Here is a 24,633-nt window from a genome sequence, read left to right on the forward strand (position 1 = left end):
TGGGCACGTTTTACAGCAACGGACTGAAGAAGTAAAACAGTCGCTCAGTAATCCGCTGCCATAATGGCCGTTTTACCCACAGGCGGGCATCAAGCAGGCGAGAACGCGAAATATAATCATCCTGAACCGCAGCCAGATCGCCGCCGAATCCGGCGTCGTCAATCACCAGCGTGATTTCAAAATTTAACCACAGGCTGCGCATATCCAGGTTCACGGTGCCAACCAGACTCAGCTCGCCATCCACCAGCACGCTCTTGGTGTGCAACAATCCACCTTCAAACTGATAGATTTTGACTCCGGCGGCCAGCAGTTCAGTGAAAAAGGCGCGGCTGGCCCAGCCGACCAGCATGGAGTCATTTTTACGCGGCAGGATGATGCTGACATCCACGCCGCGCTGCGCCGCCGTGCAGATCGCGTGCAGTAAATCGTCGCTGGGGACGAAATAGGGTGTTGTCATGATCAGATATTCACGAGCGGAATAGGCTGCCGTCAGCAGCGCCTGGTGAATCAGATCTTCCGGGAAGCCGGGTCCTGAGGCGATAGTATGAATGGTGTGTCCGCTGGCCTGTTCAAACGGCATGATATTGACGTCTGGAGGCGGCGGCAGGATGCGTTTACCCGTTTCGATTTCCCAGTCGCAGGAGTAGACAATCCCCATCGCGGTCGCTACCGGGCCTTCCATTCTTGCCATCAGATCAACCCATTGTCCCACGCCGGCGTCCTGTTTGAAGAAACGCGGATCGACCATATTCATGCTGCCGGTATAGGCGATGTAGTTATCAATCATCACCATCTTGCGGTGCTGACGCAAATCCATACGGCGCAGAAAGACACGCATCAGATTGACTTTCAGCGCCTCAACCACTTCAATTCCGGCGTTACGCATCATGGCCGCCCACGGGCTGCGGAAAAAGGCCACGCTCCCGGCGGAGTCCAGCATCAGACGGCAATGAATGCCGCGTCGCGCCGCCGCCATCAGCGACTCTGCAACCTGATCCGCCATGCCGCCGGGCTGCCAGATGTAAAACACCATCTCAATGTTATGGCGCGCCAGTTGAATGTCGCGGATAAGCGCCTGCATCACATCATCAGAGTCGGTCAGCAGTTGCAGCTGATTGCCTTTAACGCCAGCGATTCCCTGGCGTCGCTCGCACAGCTTAAACAGCGACGAAGCGACGCTGCTGTTTTCTTCGGCGAAAATGTGTTTACAGGCTTTGAGATCGTTCAGCCACTTCGCGGTGGACGGCCACATTGCTCTGGCGCGTTCGGCGCGGCGTTTCCCTAAATGCAACTCGCCGAATGATAAATAAGCAATAATCCCTACCAGCGGCAGAATATAGATGATTAAGAGCCAGGCCATCGCGGAGGGAACGGCGCGTCGTTTCATTAAAATACGTAACGTCACACCGGCAATAAGTATCCAGTACCCCAGAATGACCAGCCAACTCACCACTGTGTAGAAGGTTGTCATAAATTTAAAAATCCTTTTGAAAGCGTATTGTTAAGAGTTTACGCATCAGGCTTCATCTGGCAAATAAAAACACCGGAAAAGCGCTGGTCTGCTCCTGACGAGAGGGTATAATGCCTGCTCTGGCACTGTAAGAGTAGTTAACATGAAGCGTAGTAGAACGGAAGTGGGACGCTGGCGCATGCAACGTCAGGCTAGCCGCCGTAAAGCGCGTTGGCTTGAAGGACAATCGCGTCGTAATATGCGTATCCACTCAATCAGAAAATGCATTCTCAATCATCAACGTAACACGTTATTGTTTGCGATTCACAGCATCTGATACAACCAGGGCACCGTATTCGGTGCCCATGAATGCAAACCCCGCCTGATTTAAAAGACTTTTTTATACGGTTTTACAGAGACTTGCGCATACACGCCCGCAGCCACATACGGGTCTGCGTCTGCCCAGGACTGCGCTTCTTCCAGCGATTCGAATTGTGCAATCACGGTTGAGCCGGTAAACCCGGCGGCACCGGGATCGTTGCTGTCAACGGCTGGCATAGGGCCTGCGGTCAACAGTCGGCCCTCATCATGGAGCAGTTGCAGGCGTGCCAGATGGGCAGGGCGGACGGAAAGACGTTTTTCAAGAGAATCGGCGATATCCTGAGCGTAAATGACATACAGCACGGGTAGAGCTCCTTAATCGGTAAAAGTCGTTAATTACGTTATTGGAAAGGTCTTTCAACTGCAACGCAAAGATAACGACTTTGTTAAGACCGTGCATAACACAGGGACTTTTTGCGGTAATATTGCGTTTTAAATGCGGCTTACCGTGATGTCTTATTGAATATGATTGCTATTTGCATTTAAAATCGAGGCCTGGTTTTTTAACTGAAACGATTATGACTTCAATGACCCTTGATTTACCTCGTCGCTTTCCCTGGCCGACGTTACTTTCCGTTGGCATTCATGGTGCTGTAGTGGCGGGTCTGCTGTATACCTCGGTACATCAGGTTATTGAACTGCCTGCGCCCGCGCAGCCGATCTCAATCACAATGGTCGCGCCTGCCGATCTTGAGCCACCACAGGCGGTTCAGCCGCCGCCGGAACCCGTCGTCGAACCTGAGCCGGAACCGGAACCTATTCCTGAGCCGCCAAAAGAGGCGCCGGTGGTGATTGAGAAGCCGAAACCTAAGCCGAAGCCAAAACCTAAACCGGTGAAAAAGGTTCAGGAGCAGCCTAAACGTGATGTTAAGCCTGCTGAACCGCGCCCGGCCGCACCGTTTGAAAATACGGCGCCGTCGCGTCCGGCAACGAATACCGCAGCGGCAACCAGCAAACCGGCCGTCAGTGTTCCTGCGGGGCCTCGCGCGTTGAGCCGCAACCAGCCGCAGTATCCGGCACGAGCGCAAGCGTTGCGTATCGAAGGCCGCGTGAAAGTGAAATTCGACGTCACCTCAGACGGGCGAGTGGAGAATGTTCAGGTGCTTTCCGCTCAGCCAGCGAACATGTTTGAGCGTGAAGTGAAAAACGCGATGCGCAGATGGCGCTATGAAGCAGGGAAACCGGGGTCGGGCTTAGTGGTTAATATCATCTTCCGTCTGAACGGCACCACGCAGATCGAGTAATCGCGATCCCCTTAAATCGTAGAGCGGATAAGGCGGCGCACCGCCTTATCCGGTAATTCATGCCTGAACCGGCAGCGGGCGAGGTTTACCGTCACTGTCTACCGCCACATAGATGAACAGCGCCTCGGTTGCTTTATAACGCTGACCGATTGGCTCTGACGCCACCTTTTTCACCCACACTTCAATATTAATGCTGACAGACGTTGTGCCGCGTTTAACGCAGCGGGCATAACAGCATACGACGTCGCCTACGGCGACAGGGCGCAGAAAACTCATTCCCTCAACGCGCACGGTCACTACGCGACCATGAGCAATTTCTTTAGCCTGAATCGCGCCGCCAATATCCATTTGAGACATGAGCCAGCCGCCAAAAATATCGCCGTTAGCATTGGTATCGGCGGGCATGGCCAGCGTGCGTAAAACCAGTTCGCCCTGAGGAGCGTTATTTGTTGTTGTCATTGTAGAACCGACTGTGAAGAAAGATTTCAGGCGCGAATGCTACTATGATTTGCGCAGGGAGAACAGAGGGGAAACGCGCGCCAGGCTGGCGTGAAGGGGATGCCAGACCAGACGGTCTGGCAAACAGAACTCAGGATTTATCTTCCTGCGGCAGATGGCGGTAAATGTAGACTCCGCTCAGAAGGGTAAAAATCAGCGTCAGCGCAGTTAAACCGAACACTTTGAAGTTGACCCAGATGTTTTGCGGCAGCCAAAACGCGATGTAGATATTGGCGAGCCCGCAGAGGATGAAAAATACGGCCCATGCCAGGTTCAGCTTAGACCAGACCGGCTGCGGCAACGTCAGTTCTTTCCCTAACATGCGTTGAATCAGCGGCTTTTTCATGACCCACTGGCTTATCAGCAGCGCACCGGCAAACAGGCCGTAAATCACCGTCACCTTCCACTTAATAAACTCATCGTTGTGGAAGAAAATGGTCAGGCCGCCGAACACGGCAACCAGAACGAAAGTGATCAACGCCATCTTTTCGACCTTGCGATAGCGAACCCAACTGTAGATCAACACAATGGCTGTTGCGACAATCAGGGCGGAGGTCGCCGCATAGATGTCGTACAGCTTATAAAAAGCAAAAAAGACAACCAGCGGTAAAAAATCAAGAAACTGCTTCATTCTTCGATTCCGTAATCAAAAGTTTTGGGCAAACTGGCCCTTAACACGTTCAGGGTTATTGGCGAATCAACATATACAGACGGAACAAATAGATGAGCAATATGGCGGAAATCAAATTGCTCAGCGTATTCGCCAACACTGCGCCAACATTCGGCGTCAGCGCTGCAAAACTGGGGGCAAACAGCAGCAAGAGCGTTTTCGCCAGTAACCAGCCGATCACCGCCGGAGCGACCAGTCGCATATTAGACCACGCCAGACGCATACTGTTGCGCATGGCGGCAAATACGCCCATCTTGTCCTGAACCAGCATCACCGGCGCAAGCGCCAGCAGAATCGCCATCAAAATCCCCGGTACGACAATCAGCATAATACCGATTTGCACTAACAGGGTAGTCAGAAAAATCAGGACAAACAATTTAGGTAAAACCGGCGCGCTGGCACCGATAGCACGTAATGCGCTGACCCGATGACCGGCGGAAATCAGCTGGATCATCAGCAAAACGCCCCCTGCCAGGATCGCATTGCCAATGAGTCCTGAAAATGTTGATGCCGCTGAAGCCCGTAATAATATTTGCTGCTGTTCCGGCGTCATGTTCTGCACCAGATCGAACAGGCCGACGCTACCGGTCAGATGATCCCCTTCACTGAGTTGCGCGATTTGGGCATCGCTGGGGGAAAAGGCATGACCTAAAACCACCGTAATAAATGCGCACAGCAACGAAACCAGCAAGATGGTTACAAATTGATTACGGAAAAAGTTCCCCGTGTCACGGTAAACGGACTTCGCCGTGATAGACATGCACTCTCCTTGAGTTTTGCAGGTGTTAATTTGCGGGCAATTGTACCCTGGATAACTCTACAGTGGCAGCATCACGGGGTGTATGGAAAAGCATATCTTTGTAAAGCGCGGGTAATTTTGGCTGCGAAACCGCCAGTCGTCCTCTTTTTTACAATCCATCCGCCTGGTTGAAAAAGGCTATTTATCACTAAAATTCGGAAAATTTGATTCAAACGGCTTTAACCAGGATTTTAGATGCAAGTTCTAAATTAATCTGGATCAATAAAGGTTAAATTACAGGACCTAATGTGATCTGTATTGGATCACTTATTACTCCATTGTAGGTATATTCGTGACGCATTTATAACCATAACGATGGAGCGGATATGAAAAAGTTAACAGTGGCAGCCCTGGCAGTAAGTACTCTTCTCTCTGGTAGTGCGCTTGCGCATGAGAGCGGTGAGTTTTTTATCCGTGCGGGCTCGGCGACCGTGAGACCGACGGAAGGGGCAGGCGGAACGCTGGGGAGTCTGAACGGTTTTGATGTCAGTAACAATACGCAACTCGGTTTGACTTTTACTTATATGGCAACCGACAACATTGGTATTGAACTGCTGGCGGCGACGCCGTTCCGCCATAAAATTGGGACAGGGGATACCGGTGATATCGCTACCGTGCGTCACCTGCCGCCGACATTAATGGCGCAGTGGTACTTTGGCGACGCCAGTAGCAAACTGCGTCCTTATATTGGCGCAGGTGTAAACTACACCACCTTCTTTGACGAAGGTTTCAACAACAATGGTAAAGAGACAGGATTGTCCGATCTGAGTCTGAAGGATTCCTGGGGAATGGCCGGGCAGGTGGGTATGGATTACCTGATTAACCGGGACTGGTTAATTAACATGTCGGTCTGGTATATGGATATCGATACTACCGCAAGCTATAAACTCGGTGGTGCCCAGCAGCATGACAGCGTCCGCCTCGACCCGTGGGTATTTATGTTCTCTGCCGGTTATCGTTTCTGAGTTTATGTGACCCATCTAAAAAGCGGGCTGTCATACAGCCCGCTTTTTATATTCTGCTGATTTCAACATCATACCTCTCCCTGAGATGCTATCTTTGAAACAAGCCTGTTTTGAGAGCATTGACGATGATAGTAACTCAAACCCTTCTGCAACAAAAAATCGCGACCCTGGAATCGATAGTCAGAGATGAAGAGGCTGAGTTCACTTTACAGGCGCTGCGTATGCTGCTGGATGCAATGCATAAGATTGATGCGCTGGAAGAGAATATTACTACGCCCGTCCGTTTACCTTATTGCAGTTCGAGTCCGGTTTGTGAGATTGAAGCCGGGTACGCCGCTGGCGTTAGTGACTGCCGTGAGGCTATTCGCAGGGCGGGATACCCGATTGAAGGAGATGATTAATCACTGAAAACTGTACTGTATCAGCAAAATCTACTAACGTATTCGGCCCCGCGATTCAGGCTTAAGGTGCCTCAGTGAAGATTGTTCAGGACAGCCTAAGAAATAGCCAGGCGTTGTTGATGTCAGCGCTTATCACTTTACTTTTTACTTCACTGTATCTCTTTATTATTTATGAACAACGACAGGCCGTTGTGAATGAAGGGATGAGTCGTCTGCAAACGCGGATGATGGATATTTTCAACGATAACGAACTCATCGCCGATGCGACAGGGGTTCGCTATCACCAGATCAAAAATGCCAGGCAGTGCGGCAACCTCTCAAGGTTTTCCCCCAGAGATGCGGATTCATGGGGAATCAATGCCGACCGGGCGCGGATCCATTCCGCAACGGGCACTATTGTTTCCCGTCAGCCCGATATTAACGCTTTATGTATGTTTGCGGCGGCGGAGTTTATTCGGGATCGGATGAACACCCTTAATCCGGGGGATTATGCCGCGCATCGCTACATTATCGCCAAAGATGCCAGCTATTTTTATTGGTTCACGCCAGCAGATGCAAAACCCTTCTATTTTAGCGACTCTAAAATGGCGGGCGATATCACCGACTTTTTCTTACCGCCCGTGGGCTTTTATACGCGTCTGCTGCAAAAGAATGTCAAATCCAAGTCGCTCAGTTCAACGGACTTTTATACGGACAAAATCACGAATGAAAAAGCGTACAGCGTAGTCAGTTATATTTACGATCTTTCTGGAAAAGAGATCTCCGATCATATCGTTGCGTATCTGGTGTATGACCATTCTAAACCTGAGCTACAGGAGGCGCTGACGGAGGCCTTTGAACATCATATTCCACCCGGCCTTAATGTGGCTCTGGTGCATACGCCCACGCAGGAAAATCTCTGCCTGAGCGGTGATTGCCAGCCTGTCGCCGGGGAGTCCATCCGCGCAATGTCTGCAAAATATGCGTTCCATTCCTCGCTCTCTCTGCATCGGTTCGTCAGATACGACACGCAGGCCGGGATTGCGATTCTGCTGGCGCCATTCTTCTTTATCCTGATCTTCCTCGGCTTAAAATTCTGGCTGAACGCGAGCGACCTGAAGGTGTATATCGACTCGCTGACGGGCTGCTTTAACCGCAAGATCCTTGATATTGTGAAGCGCAGGGACTTAACGCGCAGCTGCGTGGTGCTGCTGGATTGTAATAAGTTTAAAGCCATCAACGACACCTGGGGGCATGTGGCGGGAGACCGGGCGTTGCAAATCATCGCCAACAGAATGCTCTCTAACACCCGCACCAGTCATGACCTGGTGATTCGTACCGGCGGCGATGAGTTCGTTATTTTGCTTTACCGTGCGCAGATCGGTGACGCGATAGCCATCGCGGAGCGGATAACCGGCCAGATAAATGATTATGCATTTATGGTTGATGGTCATGTTGTACCGCTGTCGGTGTCATGGGGCGTCGCAGAAGTAACCCGCGATCTGGATACGGCTATTCAGCATGCGGATAACGAAATGTACAAAATGAAGCAGATGAGGGAATGACAGGATTGGCCCGATAAGCATGGCATCATCGGGCCTGTTGCCTGCGCAATATTATGCGCGGGTCGCGGCTTTCATTGCCGTGACAAACGCTTTCAGCTCGGTCAGCATCTGGCCGGGGTTTGCGACGTTTTTCTCAATGAGCTTAACGATTGCTGACCCGGAAATCGCCCCGGCGGCGCCGGCTTCAATGGCACCTGTAACCTGTTCCGGGGAAGAGATGCCAAAGCCCTGCAACGGGGGCGCGGCGTTATACTCTTGCAGTTTTTCTACCAGATGATGCAGCGGTAATGCGGCGCGGTTTTCTGCGCCCGTCACGCCTGCCCGCGAAAGCAGATAGGTATAGCCGCGGCCATAAGAGGCTATCTGGCGCAACAGATCGTCATCGGCATTGGGCGGGCAGATGAAAATCGGCGCCACGTTGTAGCGTAATGCCGCCTGACGGAAGGGCGCAGACTCCTCAACAGGCACATCCGCCACCAGTACGGAATCCACGCCGACTTTCTCGCACTGCGCGTAGAATTCGTCGATCCCTTTGCTGAATACCAGGTTGGCGTACATCAGCAGACCAATCGGAATCGTCGGGTGTTTCTGACGAATCAGCGCCAGCATCTCAAAGCATTGCGTAGGCGTTACGCCTGCGGCAAACGCGCGCAGCGTGGCTTCCTGGATGGTCGGCCCGTCTGCCAGCGGATCGGAGAACGGAATGCCGAGTTCAAGGGCGTCGGCGCCGGCTTCAATCAGCGTATCAATAATGTTCAGTGACTGTTCAACGGAAGGATCGCCCAGGGTCACGAAGGGGACAAATGCGCCTTCCTTGCGATCCTTCAGCTGTGCAAACAGGTTTTCATAGCGTTCCATCAGATTTCCCCTCGCGCTTTCAGAATATCGTGTACGGTGAAAATGTCTTTGTCGCCGCGACCGGAAAGGTTAACGACCAGCAATTGTTCTTTTTCTGGATTTTCACGCATCATTTTCAGGGCGTGAGCCAGGGCATGGGACGACTCCAGCGCCGGAATAATCCCTTCATGCAGACAGAGCGTTTTAAAGGCTTCCAGCGCTTCGTCATCGGTGATCGACACGTAATCGGCGCGACCAATGCTGTTCAGATACGCATGCTGCGGCCCAACGGACGGGAAATCCAGCCCGGCGGAAATGGAGTAGGACTCTTCAATTTGCCCTTCTTCGGTTTGCATCATCGGCGCTTTCATACCGAAATAGATGCCTACGCGGCCATGCTTCAGCGGTGCGCCGTGCTCGCCTGTTTCAATCCCGTGGCCGCCAGGTTCGACGCCAATCAAACCCACGCTGGTTTCGTTGATGAAGTCCGCAAACATGCCGATTGCGTTGGAGCCGCCGCCCACGCAGGCAATCACGGCATCCGGCAGACGACCTTCTTTTTCGAGGATTTGCGCTTTCGTCTCTTCCCCGATCATGCGCTGAAATTCACGGACGATGGTCGGGAACGGGTGCGGGCCTGCCGCAGTACCGAGCATATAGTGCGCGGATTCATAGCTGCCGGACCAGTCGCGAAGCGCTTCGTTGCAGGCGTCTTTCAGGGTGGCGGAGCCGCTGTGTACAGGGATCACTTCCGCGCCCATCAGTCGCATACGAAAGACGTTTGGCGACTGACGCTCGACGTCTTTTGCACCCATATAGATACGGCATTTCAGACCGAGCAGGGCGCTGGCGAGCGCGGAAGCCACGCCATGCTGACCTGCGCCCGTTTCGGCGATAATCTCTGTTTTACCCATGCGTTTCGCCAGCAGCGCCTGCCCCAGTACCTGGTTTGTTTTGTGCGCGCCGCCGTGCAGTAAATCTTCACGCTTCAGATACAGCGTGGTTTTGGTGCCGGCGGTGATATTCTGGCATTTGGTCAGCGCGGTTGGACGGCCTGCATAGTTCTTCAGCAGATCGGCAAACTGGGCCTGAAACTGCGGATCTTTCTGCGCACTGACGAACGCTTCTTCCAGCTGGCGCAGGGCAGGCATCAGAATCTGCGGGACATACATGCCGCCAAATTCACCAAAGTAGGGATTGAGTAATGTTGTCATGTTTTCTTCCTTAATATGCGCGCAGTGTCTGAAAGACCGAGGCCAGAAGGTGTGCATCTTTGATGCCCGGCTGTGACTCTACACCAGAATTAAAATCGAGACCGGCACAGCCGGTTTTTGCCGCTTCCACGCAGTTGTCTGCGCCTAATCCGCCCGCCAGCAATACGTTGTCCAGCGTTTCACCGTTTAATAACGACCAGTCAAAACGTTGGCCGCTGCCGCCCTGGCCGTTATCAAGAACGTACTTATCAACGTGCTGGTAATCACGAGCAGGCAGTGTGTCGCCCACGCTAAGCGCTTTCCAGATTTGTACCTGTTCCGGTAATGCGGCGCGCAGAGCATCGACATAAGCCTGGTCTTCGCTGCCATGCAGTTGCACGACCTTGAGCGACAAGGTGGTCGCTTTTTCACATACCTCGGTGATAGCGGTATTGCGGAATACGCCGACATATTGCAGGGGGGCGGCGGCTATCACCTCGCGCGCCTGGTCGAGATTTACGACGCGAGGCGACGAGGGAACAAAAATCAGCCCGCCATAAATGGCGCCTGCGTCGTAAGCGGCTTTTGCATCCTGCCCGCGCGTCAGGCCGCAGACTTTGTTCTCGCCAAGCAGCACGCGACGCACGGCGGCGTGCAGATCGGCATGGGACATCAACGCAGAACCGATCAGAAAACCGTTAGCGAAGTGGCTTAGCTCGCGCACCTGTGCATAGGTGTTAATCCCGGACTCGCTGATCACGGTCACGCCGTGCCCCAGTTTTGGCGCAAGCTGACGGGTACGGTTAAGGTCAATCGACAGATCGCGCAGGTCGCGGTTATTAATGCCGACGACTTTCGCACCCAGTGCGATGGCGCGCTCCAGTTCTTCTTCGTTACTGACTTCCGTCAGCACGCCCATTTTCAGACTGTGGGCGACGGCGGAAAGCTGGCGATATTGCTCGTTATCCAGTACGGAGAGCATCAGCAGACAGGCATCGGCCTGGTAGTAACGCGCCAGATAGATTTGGTAAGGATCGATGATGAAGTCCTTACACAGAATTGGCTGCGGCGCGATACGGCTGACAACAGTGAGAAAGTCAAAACTCCCCTGGAAATATTTCTCATCGGTAAGAACGGAAATCGCCGACGCGTAATGTTTATAAACACCGGCAATCTGCGCGGGGTCGAAGTCATCACGAATCACCCCTTTGGAGGGGGACGCTTTTTTACACTCCAGAATAAATGCGGTACGCGTGCCTTGCAGCGCATCATAGAAATGGCGGGCACTTGGTTGAACCTCATTCTGGAAACTGGCTAACGGTTGTTGTTGTTTACGGGCTTCTACCCAGATCGCCTTATCCGCGACGATTTTCGCTAAAACGGTTTGCATCATTTACCCTCTTGCCGCCAGTGCGGTAACCCGGTCATAAGCTGCGCCACTGCGCAGTACATCAATCACAGTTTGCGCATTGGCCTTTAAATCTTCCTTACCATGCAGGCGCATTAACATGGCGACATTCGCAGCGACAGCGGCCTCGTGAGCGGCTTCACCTTTACCTTGTAACAAGCGGGTGAGAATGTCACGGTTTTCTTCCGGTGTGCCGCCTGCCAGCTGTTCCTGGTGATACGGGGTGAGGCCGAAGTCTTCCGCCGTGAGCTGGTAGCTCTTGATTTCGCCGTCGTGCAGTTCAGCCACAATGGTTGGCGCATGCAGCGACACTTCATCCATACCGCCGCTGTGAACCACCGCCGCACGCTGATAACCCAGTACCCGCAGGGTTTCGGCAATGGGCAGCACCAGCTCCGGGCTGTAGACGCCAATCAGCGCCAGCGGCGGGTGAGCCGGGTTGATCAGCGGCCCCAGCACATTGAACAAGGTGCGGGTTTTAAGCTGCTGGCGAACCGGCATCGCATGACGGAAACCCGTATGGTATTTCGGTGCGAACAGGAAGCAGACGCCCAGGTCGTCCAGCGCCTGGCGCGATTTATCGGCGTTCATATCCAGATTGATACCGAATGCCGCTAGCAGATCGGACGAACCGGATTTACTGGAGACGCTGCGGTTGCCATGTTTGGCCACCTTCAGTCCGCAGGCCGCCGCCACAAAGGCGCTGGCGGTGGAAATATTGATGCTGTTGCTGCCATCACCGCCGGTGCCGACAATATCGGCAAACAGATAGTCCGGGCGCGGGAACGGCGCGGCATTTTCCAGCAGCGCGGTAGCGGCGCCAGCGATTTCATTCGGATGTTCGCCACGCACTTTCATACTGACCAGCGCCGCCGCCAGTTGTTCTGGCTTCAGTTCGCCACGGACCACGGCAGAGAAAAGCTGGTGGCTTTCCTGCTGGGTCATGGTTTGCGCCTGGTACAATTTTTCCAGAATCGGTTGCAGCGTATTGGTCGGCTCCAGTTTTTGTTGCGCCCAGGCCAGCGTTTGTTCCAGCAACAGCGCACCTTGCGTAGTAAGAATGGACTCCGGGTGGAACTGAAAACCGCAGACGCGATCCGTGTCGTGACGCACCGCCATCACCATGCCGTTAAAATGGGCGTTAATCGTCAGCCCCGCAGGCACGTTGCTGCCCACCAGAGAGTGATAACGAGCAACTGGCAGCGGGTTCACCAGACCGGCAAACATCGCCTGTCCGTCATGTTCAATGCTCGACGCTTTGCCGTGGAGAATCTCGCCCGCCTGACCGACGTAACCACCGTAGGCTTCAACAATCGCCTGGTGTCCGAGGCAGATGCCGATAATGGGCAACTTGCCGCGCAGACGGGTCAACAACTCCGGCATACAACCGGCTTCGCTGGGGACGCCCGGCCCAGGGGAAAGCATCAGCACCGGGTTTTTCATCGTCGCAAGACGGTCGATTAAGGTCTGCGCCGGGATATGGTTACGGTAAATCACCACATTGTGGCCGTTGGCCCGTAGCTGATCTGCCAGGTTGTAAGTAAAAGAGTCGATGTTATCAAGCAGCAGAATGTCAGCCATTAGAAAATCTCCTGTGCATGGTGCGCGGTGGCAATAGCACGCAGAACCGCGCGCGCTTTATTACGGGTTTCGTCGGCTTCAGACTGCGGAACAGAATCCAGCACGATTCCGGCACCGGCCTGCACGGTGGCGATGCCGTCTTCCACCAGAGCAGAGCGAATCACAATGCAGGTATCAAGATCGCCATGCGCGGTGAAGTAGCCCACCGCACCGCCATAACTGCCGCGACGACGCCCTTCGGCACCGGCGATAAGCTGCATGGCGCGAACTTTTGGTGCGCCACTCAGCGTGCCCATATTCATACAGGCGCGGTAAGCATGCAGCACATCCAGATCGCTGCGTAATTCACCCACCACGCGGGACACCAGGTGCATAACGAACGAATAACGATCGACTTTCGTCAGGTCGGCAACGTAGCGGCTGCCGGGAGTACAAATGCGCGCCAGATCATTACGCGCCAGATCGACCAGCATCAGGTGTTCAGACAGCTCTTTATGGTCGGTGCGCATCTCCAGCTCAATGCGGCTGTCGAGATCGCGATCCAGCGAGCCGTCGGCACGGCGACCGCGCGGGCGCGTGCCGGCGATGGGGTAAATCTCAATCTGGCGACTGGTCGCGTCGTACTTCAGCGAGCTTTCCGGGGAGGCGCCAAACAGGGTGAAATCGTTATCCTGCATAAAGAACATGTATGGACTTGGGTTGCTCTTTTTCAGTACGTAATAGGCCGCCAGCGGCGACGGGCAGGGTAATGAGAAGCGGCGGGAAGGCACCACCTGGAAAATCTCTCCTGCGCGAATCGCTTTCTGCATGGTACGCACAACGGCGCCAAACTCTTCGTCGCTCTGGCTGCATTCGCAGCGCATTTGCGGCACTGGCGTAACGGGCAACGGCGGCGCGGGTTCGGTTAATTGCTGCGTCAGCTGCGCGAGGTGCGCCGTCAGACGCTGTTTTTCCGCTTCATTATCGGTAAAGAGGCTTGCCTGAATACGGGTGCTTTTCTTCTGATGGTCAATCACCATCAGCGTTTCCGCCAGATAGAAGCAGTAATCCGGGCAGCGATTACCGGCTTCCAGTTGCGGTAACACTTCAAATCCCGCCACCAGGTCATAGGCAAACAAACCGCCGAAAAACATGGCTTCGCGCTCTTCAGCAGGCACATTCACCAGGTTCTGCAACAGACGGAATGCGTCAAATACCGACAGCGAACACAGACGCGCATCCTCATCTAACAGCGGGCTTACTGCGGGAAAGCGCAGCTTCCGGCTGCCGGGCAGCGCTGTATTTTCAACGCCAGCGGGCAGCGCGGCATCCAGCAGCGGGAGCAGGGATGCGCCGTTATCCGTTAACGCTTCGATAGTGACAGTGTCACCCAAAGCGGTAATGCGCAGCGCGCTATCGACCAACAGCAGGCTTTTCAGATCATTTTTACTGTCGATATCAGCGGATTCCAGCAGCAGCGTTGCCGGGCGGTCGCCACAAACCTGATGGAACAACGCCGTCGGGTTCTCACGGTAGGCGGCATTGCAGGAAAGCAATTCGAGTGTTGGTTTTTGTATTTGCATCGTTATTCTCATTCATTCTGTTCAAAAAAAAGCCCGCTCATCTGGCGGGCCGGGTATCTGGTTGCTTATTGCAGACGTCATACACTGCCCGAAATCAGGAAGTGCGCCACCAACCGTGCAGTACGAATGTTGCTTTCATCTCAGATACCTTCTTCATGTGAACTTGCGTACTAGTTAACTAGTTCGATGAAATAAAGTCAACACCTGATTTCAGTATATTTGCCGGAACCGTTATGATGTTTGTGAAAGAACATTTATTAAGACGGGAGCCGCCTTGAGCGACACGAATTACGCAGTGATTTACGACCTGCACAGTCATACAACGGCGTCCGATGGTCGGTTAACGCCAGAAGCGTTAGTACATCGTGCGGTAGAGATGCGAGTCGGCACACTGGCGATCACCGATCATGACACCACAGCCGCTATTCCGGCGGCAAGAGAAGAAATTTCACGTTCCGGGCTTGCCCTGAACCTGATTCCTGGCGTGGAAATTTCAACTGTCTGGGAAAATCATGAGATCCATATTGTGGGTCTGAATATCGACATTGCGCATCCGGCGATGTGTGCGTTCCTGGCGGAACAAACCGAACGTCGTCAGCAGCGTGCGCGTCTGATTGCCGAGCGTCTGGAGAAAGCGCATATTCCTGGGGCGTGGGAAGGCGCTTTGCGGCTTGCCGACGGTGGGGCCGTGACGCGCGGGCATTTCGCCCGTTTTCTGGTGGAGTGCGGCAAAGCCGGGAGCATTGCCGATGTTTTTAAAAAATACCTTGCGCGTGGGAAAACCGGATACGTTCCGCCACAGTGGTGTACAATAGAACAAGCTATTGATGTGATTCATCATTCTGGCGGTAAGGCAGTATTGGCCCATCCAGGCCGCTACGACCTTAGCGCTAAGTGGCTGAAAAGGTTGATTGCGTATTTTGCGCTGCATCGCGGTGATGCGATGGAAGTGGCGCAATGCCAGCAGTCGCCCAATGAGCGAACCCAACTGGCGACCTATGCGCGCCAGCACCATTTATGGGCATCACAAGGCTCTGATTTTCATCAGCCGTGCCCGTGGATTGAACTGGGTCGCAAGCTCTGGCTGCCAGCAGGCGTCGAAGGCGTATGGCAGCTGTGGGAAGAGCCACAAACACCACAGTGAGGGAAGTATGAGCCAGTTTTTTTATATTCATCCTGAAAACCCGCAACAACGGCTGATCAATCAGGCGGTTGAAATTGTGCGTAAAGGCGGGGTGATTGTTTATCCAACCGATTCCGGCTATGCGCTGGGTTGTAAAATCGAAGATAAAGGGGCGATGGAGCGCATCTGCCGCATTCGCCACCTGCCGGACGGGCATAACTTCACGCTGATGTGTCGGGATCTGTCTGAGTTATCGACCTATTCGTTTGTCGATAACGTCGCCTTTCGCTTAATCAAAAACAATACGCCGGGCAACTACACTTTTATCCTGAAGGGAACGAAAGACGTGCCGCGCCGCCTGTTACAGGAAAAACGGAAAACAATCGGTCTGCGCGTGCCGTCGAACCCGATCGCGCTGGCACTGCTGGAAGCGCTGGGCGAACCGATGCTCTCCACCTCGCTGATGCTGCCCGGCAGCGAATTTACCGAGTCCGACCCGGAAGAGATCAAAGACCGCCTGGAAAAACAGGTCGATTTGATCATTCATGGCGGTTACCTCGGCCAGCAACCGACCACGGTGATTGATTTAACCGATGATTCTCCGGTTGTCTTGCGCGAAGGCGTTGGTGACGTTAAACCTTTCTTATAAGGGCGCAACTCTGTATACTACGCGGCCTTAAAATGGCGCTGTAAAGCGCCGTTGATTCTCCTGTTCGACGCCTGTGAAGGCGACACCTGAAGGAAGCTCTATGAGCGAAAAGTTACAAAAAGTGCTGGCTCGCGCTGGCCACGGTTCTCGCCGTGAAATTGAATCCATTATTGAAGCAGGCCGCGTAAGCGTTGACGGCAAAATCGCCACGCTTGGCGATCGCGTTGAAATCACGCCGGGTCTGAAAATCCGTATCGACGGTCATCTGATCTCGGTGAAAGAGTCTGCGGAACAAATTTGTCGCGTTCTGGCCTATTACAAACCAGAAGGTGAGCTGTGTACCCGTAACGACCCGGAAGGTCGTCCTACCGTTTTTGATCGCTTACCGAAACTGCGCGGCGCTCGCTGGATTGCCGTAGGTCGTCTGGATGTGAATACCTGCGGTTTGCTGTTGTTCACGACGGATGGCGAACTGGCGAACCGTCTGATGCACCCGAGTCGTGAAGTTGAGCGTGAATACGCCGTGCGCGTATTTGGTCAGGTTGATGACGCCAAGCTGCGTGACCTGAGTCGTGGCGTTCAACTGGAAGATGGCCCGGCGGCGTTTAAAACCATCAAATTCAGCGGTGGTGAAGGTATTAACCAGTGGTACAACGTCACGCTGACCGAAGGGCGTAACCGTGAGGTACGTCGTCTGTGGGAAGCGGTTGGCGTGCAGGTTAGCCGACTGATCCGCGTGCGCTATGGTGATATTCCATTGCCGAAAGGGCTGCCGCGCGGTGGCTGGACTGAACTGGATCTGGCGCAGACCAACTATCTGCGTGAACTGGTGCAGCTGGCGCCGGAAACCACCTCCAAAGTGGCCGTGGAGAAAGACCGACGTCGTATGAAGGCGAACCAGATTCGCCGTGCAGTGAAGCGTCACAGCCAGGTTGGCGGCGGTCGTCGTTCAGGCGGTCGTAACAACAACGGTTGATGCTGAATGCCCGGTGGCGCTTACGCTTACCGGGCCTACGTTTTGCCTGTAGGCCGGATAAAGCGTTTACGCCGTCATCCGGCACCGTTTCCTAATAATCAATTCCCATCTGGGCCTTCACGCCCGCTTCAAAAGCATGTTTGACCGGACGCAGCTCGCTGACCGTGTCGGCCAGTTCCAGAATATCGCGATGACAACCGCGACCGGTAATAATCACCGTCTGATTCTGCGGACGGGCATTTAAGGCATTGATGACCTCTTCAAGCGGCAGATAGTCATACGCCACCATGTAGGTCAGTTCATCCAGCACGACCATATCCAACGTTGGGTCCGCCAGCATACGTTTGCCATGTTCCCAGACAGCCATACAGGCTGCGGTGTCGGTTTCGCGATTTTGCGTTTCCCAGGTGAACCCGGTCGCCATCACCTGAAATTCCACGCCGTGGGGCTCCAGCAGATTGCGCTCGCCGTTAGGCCATGTGCCTTTAATGAACTGCACCACGCCCACTTTTTTACCGTGGCCGACGGCGCGCGTTGCGGTGCCGAATGCCGCCGTGGTTTTGCCTTTACCGTTGCCGGTAAACACGATGATGATGCCGCGTTCGTCCTGCGCCGCCGCAACGCGGGCGTCGACCCGGTCTTTCACACGCTGCTGGCGTTGTTGATAGCGTTCTTCAGTCATTGGGCGATTCCTGGTCTACGGCCCGGCTGGGCATCAAAAGTCATACCGGTTTTACGGCGGCTGTCGTCGCCCATCAGCCACAAATAGAGGGGCATGATATCGGCGGGCGTTTTTAACTTCTGCGGATCTTCCGTAGGGAAGGCGCTGGCGCGCATACTCGTGCGCGTGCCGCCTGGGTTGATGCAATTTACACGTAAGGGGTGGTTCTGGTATTCGTCCGCCAGTACCTGCATCATGCCTTCGGTGGCGAATTTAGAGGTGGCGTAAGCGCCCCAGTTGGCGCGTCCCTGACGACCGACGCTTGATGAGGTAAAGACCAGCGAACCGGCGTCGGATTTAAGTAATAAAGGAAGCAGTGCCTGAGTCAGCATGAATGTCGCATTGACGTTAACCTGCATAACATCCTGCCAGACGTGCGGATTTTGTTCGCTCATTAGGCAGATATCGCCCAGTAACCCGGCGTTATGCAGAACGCCATCCAGTCGTGGATAGTGCGCCGCAATCCTCTGGCCTAACTGGTGGCACTCTTCAGCGGTGCAGGTCAGTAGATCCAGCGTAAACCACTGTGGCAATGCGCCTGTATCTTCGGCGACAGTCTGTGCGACCTGACGCAGTTTTTCTTCATTTCGACCCAGCAAAATAACGTTTGCGCCGTAGCGCGCGTAGGTGAGCGCGGCTTCGCGGCCAATGCCATCACTGGCGCCAGTGACCAGAATAATGCGATTTTGCAGTAGATCTTGTTTAGGTTGGTAATGCACGGCTACTCCTCGGCGACGCGTTGGGTCACCCTGCCAGTTGTCTTATCTTCTCTTTAACTTTTCGGCTTTATGCCTGAAAGCCCGCGTCATTTCAATCAGTCAACGGCGATAACGCCGAAAAATGAACACTTTGTCATACTTTTCACCCAGTAACCGCAACGCAGGATCAAACGAGACGGGTTAACACGCCTGTTGTACACTGAGCCAAAATAGCGTTGTGTAACCAAGGTGGGACTCGTGGAATTGTTGTCTGAATATGGGTTGTTTTTGGCAAAAATCGTCACTGTCGTGGTGGCAATCGCCGTCATTGTGATGCTGATCGTGAATGCTGCCCAGCGTAAACGCCAGCGTGGGGAGCTGCGGGTAACGAATCTCAGCGAGCAATATAAAGAGATGAAGGACGATCTGGCGACGGCGCTGATGGACGGTCATCAACAAAAACTCTGGCATAAAGCGCAGAAAAAGAAGCTGAAGCTGGAGGCAAAAGCGGCGAAAGCGAAAGCAAAGCAGGGGGAAAATGCCGCGACGGGGAAACCTCGTGCCTGGGTGCTGGATTTTAAAGGCAGTATGGATGCCCACGAAGTCAGCGCGCTGCGTGAGGAGGTGACGGCGGTGTTAGCGGCGTTTAAACCGCAGGATCAGGTGGTCGTGCGTCTGGAAAGTCCCGGCGGCGTTGTGCATGGCTATGGCCTGGCGGCTTCGCAATTGCAGCGTCTGCGCGATAAGCAGATCCCGTTGACGGTAACGGTGGACAAAGTCGCCGCCAGCGGCGGTTACATGATGGCCTGTGTGGCCGACAAAATTGTTTCGGCGCCGTTTGCGATTGTCGGCTCTATTGGCGTTGTGGCGCAAATCCCTAACTTTAATCGCTTTTTGAAAGGGAAGGATATCGATATTGAGCTGCACACGGCGGGCCAGTATAAGCGCACGCTGACGCTGCTTGGTGAGAACACGGAGGAAGGGCGCCAGAAATTCCGTGAAGATCTGAATGAAACCCATCACCTGTTTAAGCATTTTGTGCAGCAGATGCGTCCTGTGCTGGATATCGAACAGGTGGCCACAGGCGAGCACTGGTATGGCCAACAGGCGCTGGAGAAAGGTCTGGTGGACGAAATCAACACCAGTGATGACGTCATTCTTCGCTTGATGGACGGTTATGAGGTGTTCAACGTTCGCTTTATGCAGCGCAAGAAATTGATGGATCGGTTTACGGGTAGCGCCGCAGAAAGCGCCGATCGTTTGTTGCTACGCTGGTGGCAGCGCGGACAAAAACCGCTGATGTAAAATTGTCATTGCCCGGTGGCGCTAACGCTTACCGGGCCTACGGACTGTTTTGTAGGCCGGATAAGGAGCCCGGTGGCGCTAATGCTTACCGGGCCTGCGGACTGTTTTGTAGGCCGGATAAGGCGTAGCCGCCATCCGGCAAAACCTTTCCTGCGTTAATCGATCAGGTGATACTTCTCAGAAAGCACATGTGCCAGATGTTTAAACATATTAAACACGGCGGTGCTTTTTGGCGTCGGTAAACCTTGCTCGTCTAAAAAGTAATCGCCGCTGAAGACCAGCACGCCGTTTCGCTGCGTCACACCGGTGGCGACAATCCCCGCCAGCGTGTCCTCATGCTCACGAATGATTTTGTTAGCTTCAATCAGCAGTGTTTCACGATCGATAGGTTGGGTGTCTTTATGCATTATTTACTCCTTAAACAAGGACATTAGTCTACGCCGGGCGCTGCTTATGGGCAAATATTCCCTGATAAACACGAAGGTCTTGTAAAGGTGCTGTTACTGGCGAGATTTGTTTTTGCATGCTAATAAAGTTGCGTAACGAATTTTATCAGGTACAGTGTGACGCTTTCGTCAATCTGGCAACAGATTTGCTTGACATTCGACCAAAATTCCGTCGTGCTATAGCGCTTGTGTGCTAAAAAGCCTGTTAACTCAGTCACCTGAGGATCACGTTTCGCGCACTGAGTCAGTACAAGGGGTTGATATCCGCCGACACAGAGACCATATCGGTGTCTCGTCGCCAGTGGAAGGTGAATCAACGTGCGACGCATTCCAGGAAGAATCAATTTAGGTAAAGGTGAATATGGGTAAAGCTCTTGTCATCGTTGAGTCCCCGGCAAAAGCCAAAACGATCAACAAGTATCTGGGTAATGATTACGTGGTTAAGTCCAGCGTCGGTCATATCCGTGATTTGCCGACCAGTGGCTCAGCAGCTAAAAAGAGCGCCGACTCTACCTCCACCAAAACGGCTAAAAAGCCCAAAAAGGATGAACGTGGCGCTCTCGTCAACCGAATGGGGGTTGACCCTTGGCATAACTGGGATGCGCAGTATGAAGTGCTGCCCGGTAAAGAGAAGGTCGTCTCTGAACTGAAACAATTGGCTGAAAAAGCCGACCACATCTATCTCGCAACCGACCTTGACCGCGAAGGGGAAGCCATTGCCTGGCACCTGCGGGAAGTGATCGGGGGTGATGACACGCGCTATAGCCGCGTGGTGTTTAACGAAATAACCAAAAACGCGATTCGCCAGGCGTTTGATAAGCCAGGCGAACTGAATATCGACCGTGTTAACGCGCAGCAGGCGCGCCGCTTTATGGACCGCGTTGTGGGCTATATGGTGTCGCCATTGCTGTGGAAAAAAATTGCGCGAGGCCTGTCGGCAGGCCGCGTACAGTCCGTTGCCGTGCGTCTGGTTGTTGAGCGCGAACGTGACATCAAAGCGTTCGTACCGGAAGAGTTCTGGGAAGTGAGCGCCAGCACGACAACGCCTTCTGGCGATGCCTTGCCGCTCGACGTTACGCACCAGAATGATAAACCGTTCCGTCCGGTTAACCGCGAGCAAACGCTGGCGGCGGTCAGCCTGCTGGAAAAAGCGCGTTACAGCGTACTGGAGCGTGAAGATAAACCGACCAGCAGCAAGCCTGGCGCGCCGTTTATCACGTCGACGCTGCAACAGGCGGCGAGCACGCGTCTGGGCTTTGGCGTGAAAAAAACCATGATGATGGCGCAGCGCTTGTACGAAGCAGGCTACATCACCTACATGCGTACTGACTCCACCAACCTGAGCCAGGATGCGGTAAACATGGTTCGCGGTTATATCAGCGATAGCTTCGGCAAGAAATACCTGCCGGAGAACCCGAACCAGTACGCCAGCAAAGAAAATTCACAGGAAGCGCACGAAGCGATCCGTCCTTCTGATGTCGCGGTGATGGCCGAAGCGCTGAAGGATATGGAAGCGGACGCGCAGAAACTGTATCAGCTGATCTGGCGTCAGTTTGTCGCCTGTCAGATGACGCCAGCCCAGTACGATTCCACCACGCTGACGGTCGGTGCGGGTGATTTCCGCCTGAAAGCGCGTGGCCGCATTCTGCGTTTCGACGGCTGGACGAAAGTCATGCCTGCGCTGCGTAAAGGCGATGAGGACCGGACGTTGCCTGCGGTGAATAAAGGCGATGTGTTGACGCTGGTTGAACTGACTCCGGCGCAGCACTTCACCAAACCACCGGCGCGCTTCAGTGAAGCATCGCTGGTTAAAGAGCTGGAAAAACGCGGTATTGGTCGTCCATCCACCTATGCGTCGATCATCTCGACCATTCAGGATCGCGGTTATGTCCGCGTGGAAAACCGTCGCTTCTATGCTGAAAAAATGGGTGAGATTGTCACCGATCGACTGGAAGAAAACTTCCGCGAGCTGATGAACTACGATTTCACCGCCCAGATGGAAGACAGCCTCGACAAGGTGGCCAGCCACGAAGCCGAGTGGAAAAACGTGCTTGATAACTTCTTCAGCGATTTTACTCAGCAGCTTGATAAAGCGGAGAAAGATCCTGAAGAGGGCGGCATGCGTCCTAACCAGATGGTGCTGACCAGCATTGACTGCCCGACATGCGGGCGCAAAATGGGGATTCGCACCGCCAGCACCGGCGTGTTCCTGGGATGTTCCGGCTATGCGCTACCGCCGAAAGAGCGCTGCAAAACCACCATCAACCTGGTGCCGGAAAATGAAGTGCTGAACGTACTGGAAGGCGATGATGCGGAAACCAACGCCTTGCGTGCAAAACGTCGTTGCCAGAAGTGCGGCACCGCAATGGACAGCTACCTGATCGATCCGAAACGCAAGCTGCATGTCTGCGGTAATAACCCGACCTGCGACGGTTACGAAATCGAAGAGGGCGAGTTCCGCATTAAAGGTTATGACGGCCCGATCGTTGAGTGCGAAAAATGTGGCTCTGAAATGCACCTGAAAATGGGGCGTTTTGGTAAGTACATGGCCTGTACTAACGACGAATGTAAAAATACCCGTAAGATTCTGCGTAACGGTGAAGTCGCGCCGCCGAAAGAAGATCCGGTGCCGTTGCCGGAACTGCCGTGCGAGAAATCGGACGCGTATTTCGTGCTGCGTGACGGCGCCGCAGGGATCTTCCTCGCGGCGAATACCTTCCCGAAATCGCGTGAAACGCGTGCGCCGTTAGTGGAAGAGTTGTACCGCTTCCGCGACCGTCTGCCGGAAAAACTGCGTTATCTGGCCGATGCGCCGCAGCAGGACCCGGAAGGCAATAAGACGCTGGTGCGTTTTAGCCGTAAGACGAAACAGCAGTATGTTGCCGCTGAAAAAGACGGGAAAGCGACGGGATGGTCCGCATTCTTCGTTGATGGCAAGTGGGTAGAAGGTAAGAAATAACAGTCACCTGGCTGAATTTCACTTAAGAGGGTCGCGCAAGCGGCCCTTTTTTATTCCGGGCTTATTATTTTTTCTTCGCATCTATACAGCTCTGATATAAATGATATAGTGGTTATAGTTAACGGCTTTTTTATTATTAAATCGTATTAGCAGCGCGTGACGTGCTGCTTATCAAACGATGACATGACGGCGCTAATCTGGATGGTTTAACATGAAATTACAGCAGCTTCGCTACATTGTTGAGGTGGTTAATCACAACCTTAATGTCTCTTCCACCGCCGAAGGGCTTTACACCTCCCAGCCGGGCATCAGTAAGCAAGTTCGTATGCTGGAAGATGAGCTTGGCATCCAGATTTTTGCGCGTAGCGGTAAACACCTGACGCAAGTGACGCCAGCCGGGCAGGAAATTATTCGCATTGCGCGCGAAGTGTTGTCCAAAGTCGATGCCATCAAGTCCGTGGCGGGCGAACACACCTGGCCGGATAAAGGTTCTCTGTATATTGCCACCACGCACACTCAGGCGCGCTATGCGCTGCCAAATGTGATCAAGGGCTTTATTGAGCGCTATCCTCGCGTTTCATTGCATATGCATCAGGGGTCGCCCACGCAAATCGCGGAAGCGGTTTCGAAAGGGAATGCCGACTTCGCTATCGCCACTGAAGCGCTGCACCTGTATGACGATCTGGTGATGCTGCCATGCTACCACTGGAATCGCTCTATCGTCGTCACGCCAGAGCACCCGCTGGCCGCTAAATCATCGGTGACGATTGAGGAACTGGCACAGTATCCGCTGGTGACCTACACCTTTGGCTTTACCGGGCGCTCGGAGCTGGATACCGCGTTTAATCGCGCCGGGCTGACGCCGCGTATTGTCTTTACGGCAACCGATGCGGACGTGATAAAAACATACGTCCGGCTTGGCCTGGGGGTAGGGGTGATTGCCAGCATGGCCGTCGATCCAATTTCCGACCCGGACCTGGTGCGTGTCGATGCGCATGATATTTTCAGCCATAGCACCACGAAAATTGGTTTTCGCCGCAGCACGTTTTTACGAAGCTATATGTACGACTTTATTCAACGCTTTGCGCCGCATCTGACGCGCGATGTTGTGGATACCGCCGTGGCCTTGCGTTCTAACGAAGAAATTGAAGCCATGTTTAACGATATTAAATTACCGGAAAAGTAATCACGCGCGTGAGTTTTCAGGTATCTCCAGACATGAG

At 53.8% G+C, this 24,633-nt stretch carries 24 protein-coding genes, 2 pseudogenes and 1 other annotated feature; of the genes and pseudogenes, 11 read left to right on the forward strand and 15 right to left on the reverse strand.

Features of this window, described 5'->3' with window-relative positions:
• Positions 1 to 10 precede the first annotated feature (10 nt).
• The gene (cls, locus tag CKO_RS05710) at positions 11 to 1,471 is read right to left on the reverse strand and encodes a cardiolipin synthase (RefSeq protein ID WP_012132206.1); all 1,461 of its coding nucleotides are present in this window, start codon (positions 1,469 to 1,471) and stop codon (positions 11 to 13) included.
• A gap of 142 nt (positions 1,472 to 1,613) precedes the next feature.
• Between cls and CKO_RS23255 the strand changes: the two genes are divergently transcribed.
• Positions 1,614 to 1,787: a YciY family protein gene (locus CKO_RS23255; RefSeq protein ID WP_012132207.1), complete on the forward strand. Its 174-nt coding sequence runs from the start codon at positions 1,614 to 1,616 to the stop codon at positions 1,785 to 1,787.
• 50 nt (positions 1,788 to 1,837) lie between these two features.
• Here CKO_RS23255 and CKO_RS05715 read toward each other — a convergent pair whose 3' ends face one another.
• On the reverse strand, positions 1,838 to 2,134 hold the full coding sequence (locus tag CKO_RS05715) for a YciI family protein (RefSeq protein WP_012132208.1): 297 nt from the start codon (positions 2,132 to 2,134) through the stop codon (positions 1,838 to 1,840).
• 224 nt (positions 2,135 to 2,358) lie between these two features.
• Here CKO_RS05715 and tonB point away from each other — a divergent pair, with 224 nt between their 5' ends.
• Entirely contained in the window at positions 2,359 to 3,075 is a 717-nt protein-coding gene (gene tonB, locus CKO_RS05720) for a TonB system transport protein TonB (protein WP_012132209.1), read from the forward strand.
• Positions 3,076 to 3,132: 57 nt separating this feature from the next.
• On the opposite strand, the gene yciA is transcribed toward tonB, so the two are convergent.
• The 4 genes and pseudogenes from yciA to CKO_RS23580 all read right to left on the reverse strand — a co-directional run.
• Positions 3,133 to 3,534, reverse strand: a complete 402-nt coding sequence (yciA, locus tag CKO_RS05725) for an acyl-CoA thioester hydrolase YciA (RefSeq protein ID WP_012132210.1) — start codon at positions 3,532 to 3,534, stop codon at positions 3,133 to 3,135.
• Between the two features lie 130 nt (positions 3,535 to 3,664).
• The gene (locus CKO_RS05730) at positions 3,665 to 4,204 is read right to left on the reverse strand and encodes a septation protein A (RefSeq protein ID WP_012132211.1); all 540 of its coding nucleotides are present in this window, start codon (positions 4,202 to 4,204) and stop codon (positions 3,665 to 3,667) included.
• A 55-nt stretch (positions 4,205 to 4,259) separates the two neighbouring features.
• Positions 4,260 to 5,003: a YciC family protein gene (locus CKO_RS05735; protein ID WP_012132212.1), complete on the reverse strand. Its 744-nt coding sequence runs from the start codon at positions 5,001 to 5,003 to the stop codon at positions 4,260 to 4,262.
• Between the two features lie 25 nt (positions 5,004 to 5,028).
• Positions 5,029 to 5,118 (reverse strand): annotated as a pseudogene (locus tag CKO_RS23580) (YkgJ family cysteine cluster protein); the annotation flags it as partial.
• Between the two features lie 250 nt (positions 5,119 to 5,368).
• On the opposite strand from CKO_RS23580, the gene ompW reads away from it, so the two are divergent.
• From ompW to CKO_RS05750, 3 genes are all read left to right on the forward strand, one after another.
• Positions 5,369 to 6,007, forward strand: coding sequence for an outer membrane protein OmpW (gene ompW / locus CKO_RS05740; protein WP_012132213.1), 639 nt, complete (start codon positions 5,369 to 5,371; stop codon positions 6,005 to 6,007).
• Positions 6,008 to 6,132: 125 nt separating this feature from the next.
• Positions 6,133 to 6,408: a hypothetical protein gene (locus tag CKO_RS05745; protein WP_012132214.1), complete on the forward strand. Its 276-nt coding sequence runs from the start codon at positions 6,133 to 6,135 to the stop codon at positions 6,406 to 6,408.
• 74 nt (positions 6,409 to 6,482) lie between these two features.
• Positions 6,483 to 7,952, forward strand: a complete 1,470-nt coding sequence (locus CKO_RS05750) for a GGDEF domain-containing protein (protein WP_012132215.1) — start codon at positions 6,483 to 6,485, stop codon at positions 7,950 to 7,952.
• A gap of 51 nt (positions 7,953 to 8,003) precedes the next feature.
• On the opposite strand, the gene trpA is transcribed toward CKO_RS05750, so the two are convergent.
• From trpA to trpL, 6 genes are all read right to left on the reverse strand, one after another.
• Positions 8,004 to 8,810, reverse strand: a complete 807-nt coding sequence (trpA, locus tag CKO_RS05755; protein ID WP_012132216.1) for a tryptophan synthase subunit alpha — start codon at positions 8,808 to 8,810, stop codon at positions 8,004 to 8,006.
• Entirely contained in the window at positions 8,810 to 10,003 is a 1,194-nt protein-coding gene (gene trpB, locus CKO_RS05760; protein ID WP_012132217.1) for a tryptophan synthase subunit beta, read from the reverse strand. Before trpB ends, trpA begins: the two co-directional genes overlap by 1 nt.
• 10 nt (positions 10,004 to 10,013) lie before the next feature.
• On the reverse strand, positions 10,014 to 11,372 hold the full coding sequence (gene trpCF / locus CKO_RS05765) for a bifunctional indole-3-glycerol-phosphate synthase TrpC/phosphoribosylanthranilate isomerase TrpF (RefSeq protein WP_024130299.1): 1,359 nt from the start codon (positions 11,370 to 11,372) through the stop codon (positions 10,014 to 10,016).
• Between the two features lie 3 nt (positions 11,373 to 11,375).
• Complete coding sequence (gene trpD / locus CKO_RS05770) at positions 11,376 to 12,971, reverse strand: bifunctional anthranilate synthase glutamate amidotransferase component TrpG/anthranilate phosphoribosyltransferase TrpD (protein ID WP_012132219.1); 1,596 nt, start codon at positions 12,969 to 12,971, stop codon at positions 11,376 to 11,378.
• Entirely contained in the window at positions 12,971 to 14,533 is a 1,563-nt protein-coding gene (locus CKO_RS05775; RefSeq protein ID WP_024130300.1) for an anthranilate synthase component 1, read from the reverse strand. Before CKO_RS05775 ends, trpD begins: the two co-directional genes overlap by 1 nt.
• A gap of 23 nt (positions 14,534 to 14,556) precedes the next feature.
• Positions 14,557 to 14,651, reverse strand: a sequence feature (Trp leader region).
• Positions 14,628 to 14,672: a trp operon leader peptide gene (gene trpL / locus CKO_RS22290; protein WP_012905981.1), complete on the reverse strand. Its 45-nt coding sequence runs from the start codon at positions 14,670 to 14,672 to the stop codon at positions 14,628 to 14,630. (Overlaps the previous feature by 24 nt.)
• A 135-nt stretch (positions 14,673 to 14,807) precedes the next feature.
• Between trpL and rnm the strand changes: the two are divergent.
• The 3 genes and pseudogenes from rnm (at position 14,808) to rluB (ending at position 17,281) form a co-directional block, all read left to right on the forward strand.
• Positions 14,808 to 15,688: pseudogene (gene rnm / locus CKO_RS05780) on the forward strand (RNase RNM).
• On the forward strand, positions 15,685 to 16,305 hold the full coding sequence (locus tag CKO_RS05785) for an L-threonylcarbamoyladenylate synthase (protein ID WP_012132222.1): 621 nt from the start codon (positions 15,685 to 15,687) through the stop codon (positions 16,303 to 16,305). The pseudogene rnm and the gene CKO_RS05785 overlap by 4 nt, the downstream one beginning before the upstream one ends.
• A gap of 100 nt (positions 16,306 to 16,405) precedes the next feature.
• The gene (gene rluB, locus CKO_RS05790) at positions 16,406 to 17,281 is read left to right on the forward strand and encodes a 23S rRNA pseudouridine(2605) synthase RluB (protein WP_012132223.1); all 876 of its coding nucleotides are present in this window, start codon (positions 16,406 to 16,408) and stop codon (positions 17,279 to 17,281) included.
• A gap of 91 nt (positions 17,282 to 17,372) precedes the next feature.
• On the opposite strand, the gene cobO is transcribed toward rluB, so the two are convergent.
• A complete protein-coding gene (cobO, locus tag CKO_RS05795) occupies positions 17,373 to 17,963 on the reverse strand; it encodes a cob(I)yrinic acid a,c-diamide adenosyltransferase (protein WP_012132224.1) in 591 nt (196 codons plus the stop codon).
• Entirely contained in the window at positions 17,960 to 18,721 is a 762-nt protein-coding gene (locus CKO_RS05800) for a YciK family oxidoreductase (protein ID WP_012132225.1), read from the reverse strand. The genes cobO and CKO_RS05800 overlap by 4 nt, the downstream gene beginning before the upstream one ends.
• Positions 18,722 to 18,958: 237 nt before the next feature.
• Here CKO_RS05800 and sohB point away from each other — a divergent pair, with 237 nt between their 5' ends.
• Complete coding sequence (sohB, locus tag CKO_RS05805; RefSeq protein WP_024130302.1) at positions 18,959 to 20,005, forward strand: protease SohB; 1,047 nt, start codon at positions 18,959 to 18,961, stop codon at positions 20,003 to 20,005.
• Positions 20,006 to 20,160: 155 nt separating this feature from the next.
• Here sohB and CKO_RS05810 read toward each other — a convergent pair whose 3' ends face one another.
• Positions 20,161 to 20,412: a YciN family protein gene (locus CKO_RS05810; RefSeq protein WP_003020616.1), complete on the reverse strand. Its 252-nt coding sequence runs from the start codon at positions 20,410 to 20,412 to the stop codon at positions 20,161 to 20,163.
• Between the two features lie 400 nt (positions 20,413 to 20,812).
• Between CKO_RS05810 and topA the strand changes: the two genes are divergently transcribed.
• Together topA and cysB are read left to right on the forward strand one after the other, a co-directional pair.
• Positions 20,813 to 23,410: a type I DNA topoisomerase gene (gene topA / locus CKO_RS05815; RefSeq protein ID WP_012132230.1), complete on the forward strand. Its 2,598-nt coding sequence runs from the start codon at positions 20,813 to 20,815 to the stop codon at positions 23,408 to 23,410.
• Between the two features lie 211 nt (positions 23,411 to 23,621).
• Positions 23,622 to 24,596 (forward strand): HTH-type transcriptional regulator CysB, encoded by a 975-nt coding sequence (gene cysB / locus CKO_RS05820; RefSeq protein ID WP_012132231.1) that lies wholly within the window; start codon positions 23,622 to 23,624, stop codon positions 24,594 to 24,596.
• Positions 24,597 to 24,633: the final 37 nt, after the last annotated feature.

It is taken from the genome of Citrobacter koseri ATCC BAA-895, from assembly GCF_000018045.1.
In the GTDB taxonomy this organism is placed as follows: Bacteria; Pseudomonadota; Gammaproteobacteria; order Enterobacterales; family Enterobacteriaceae; genus Citrobacter_B; species Citrobacter_B koseri.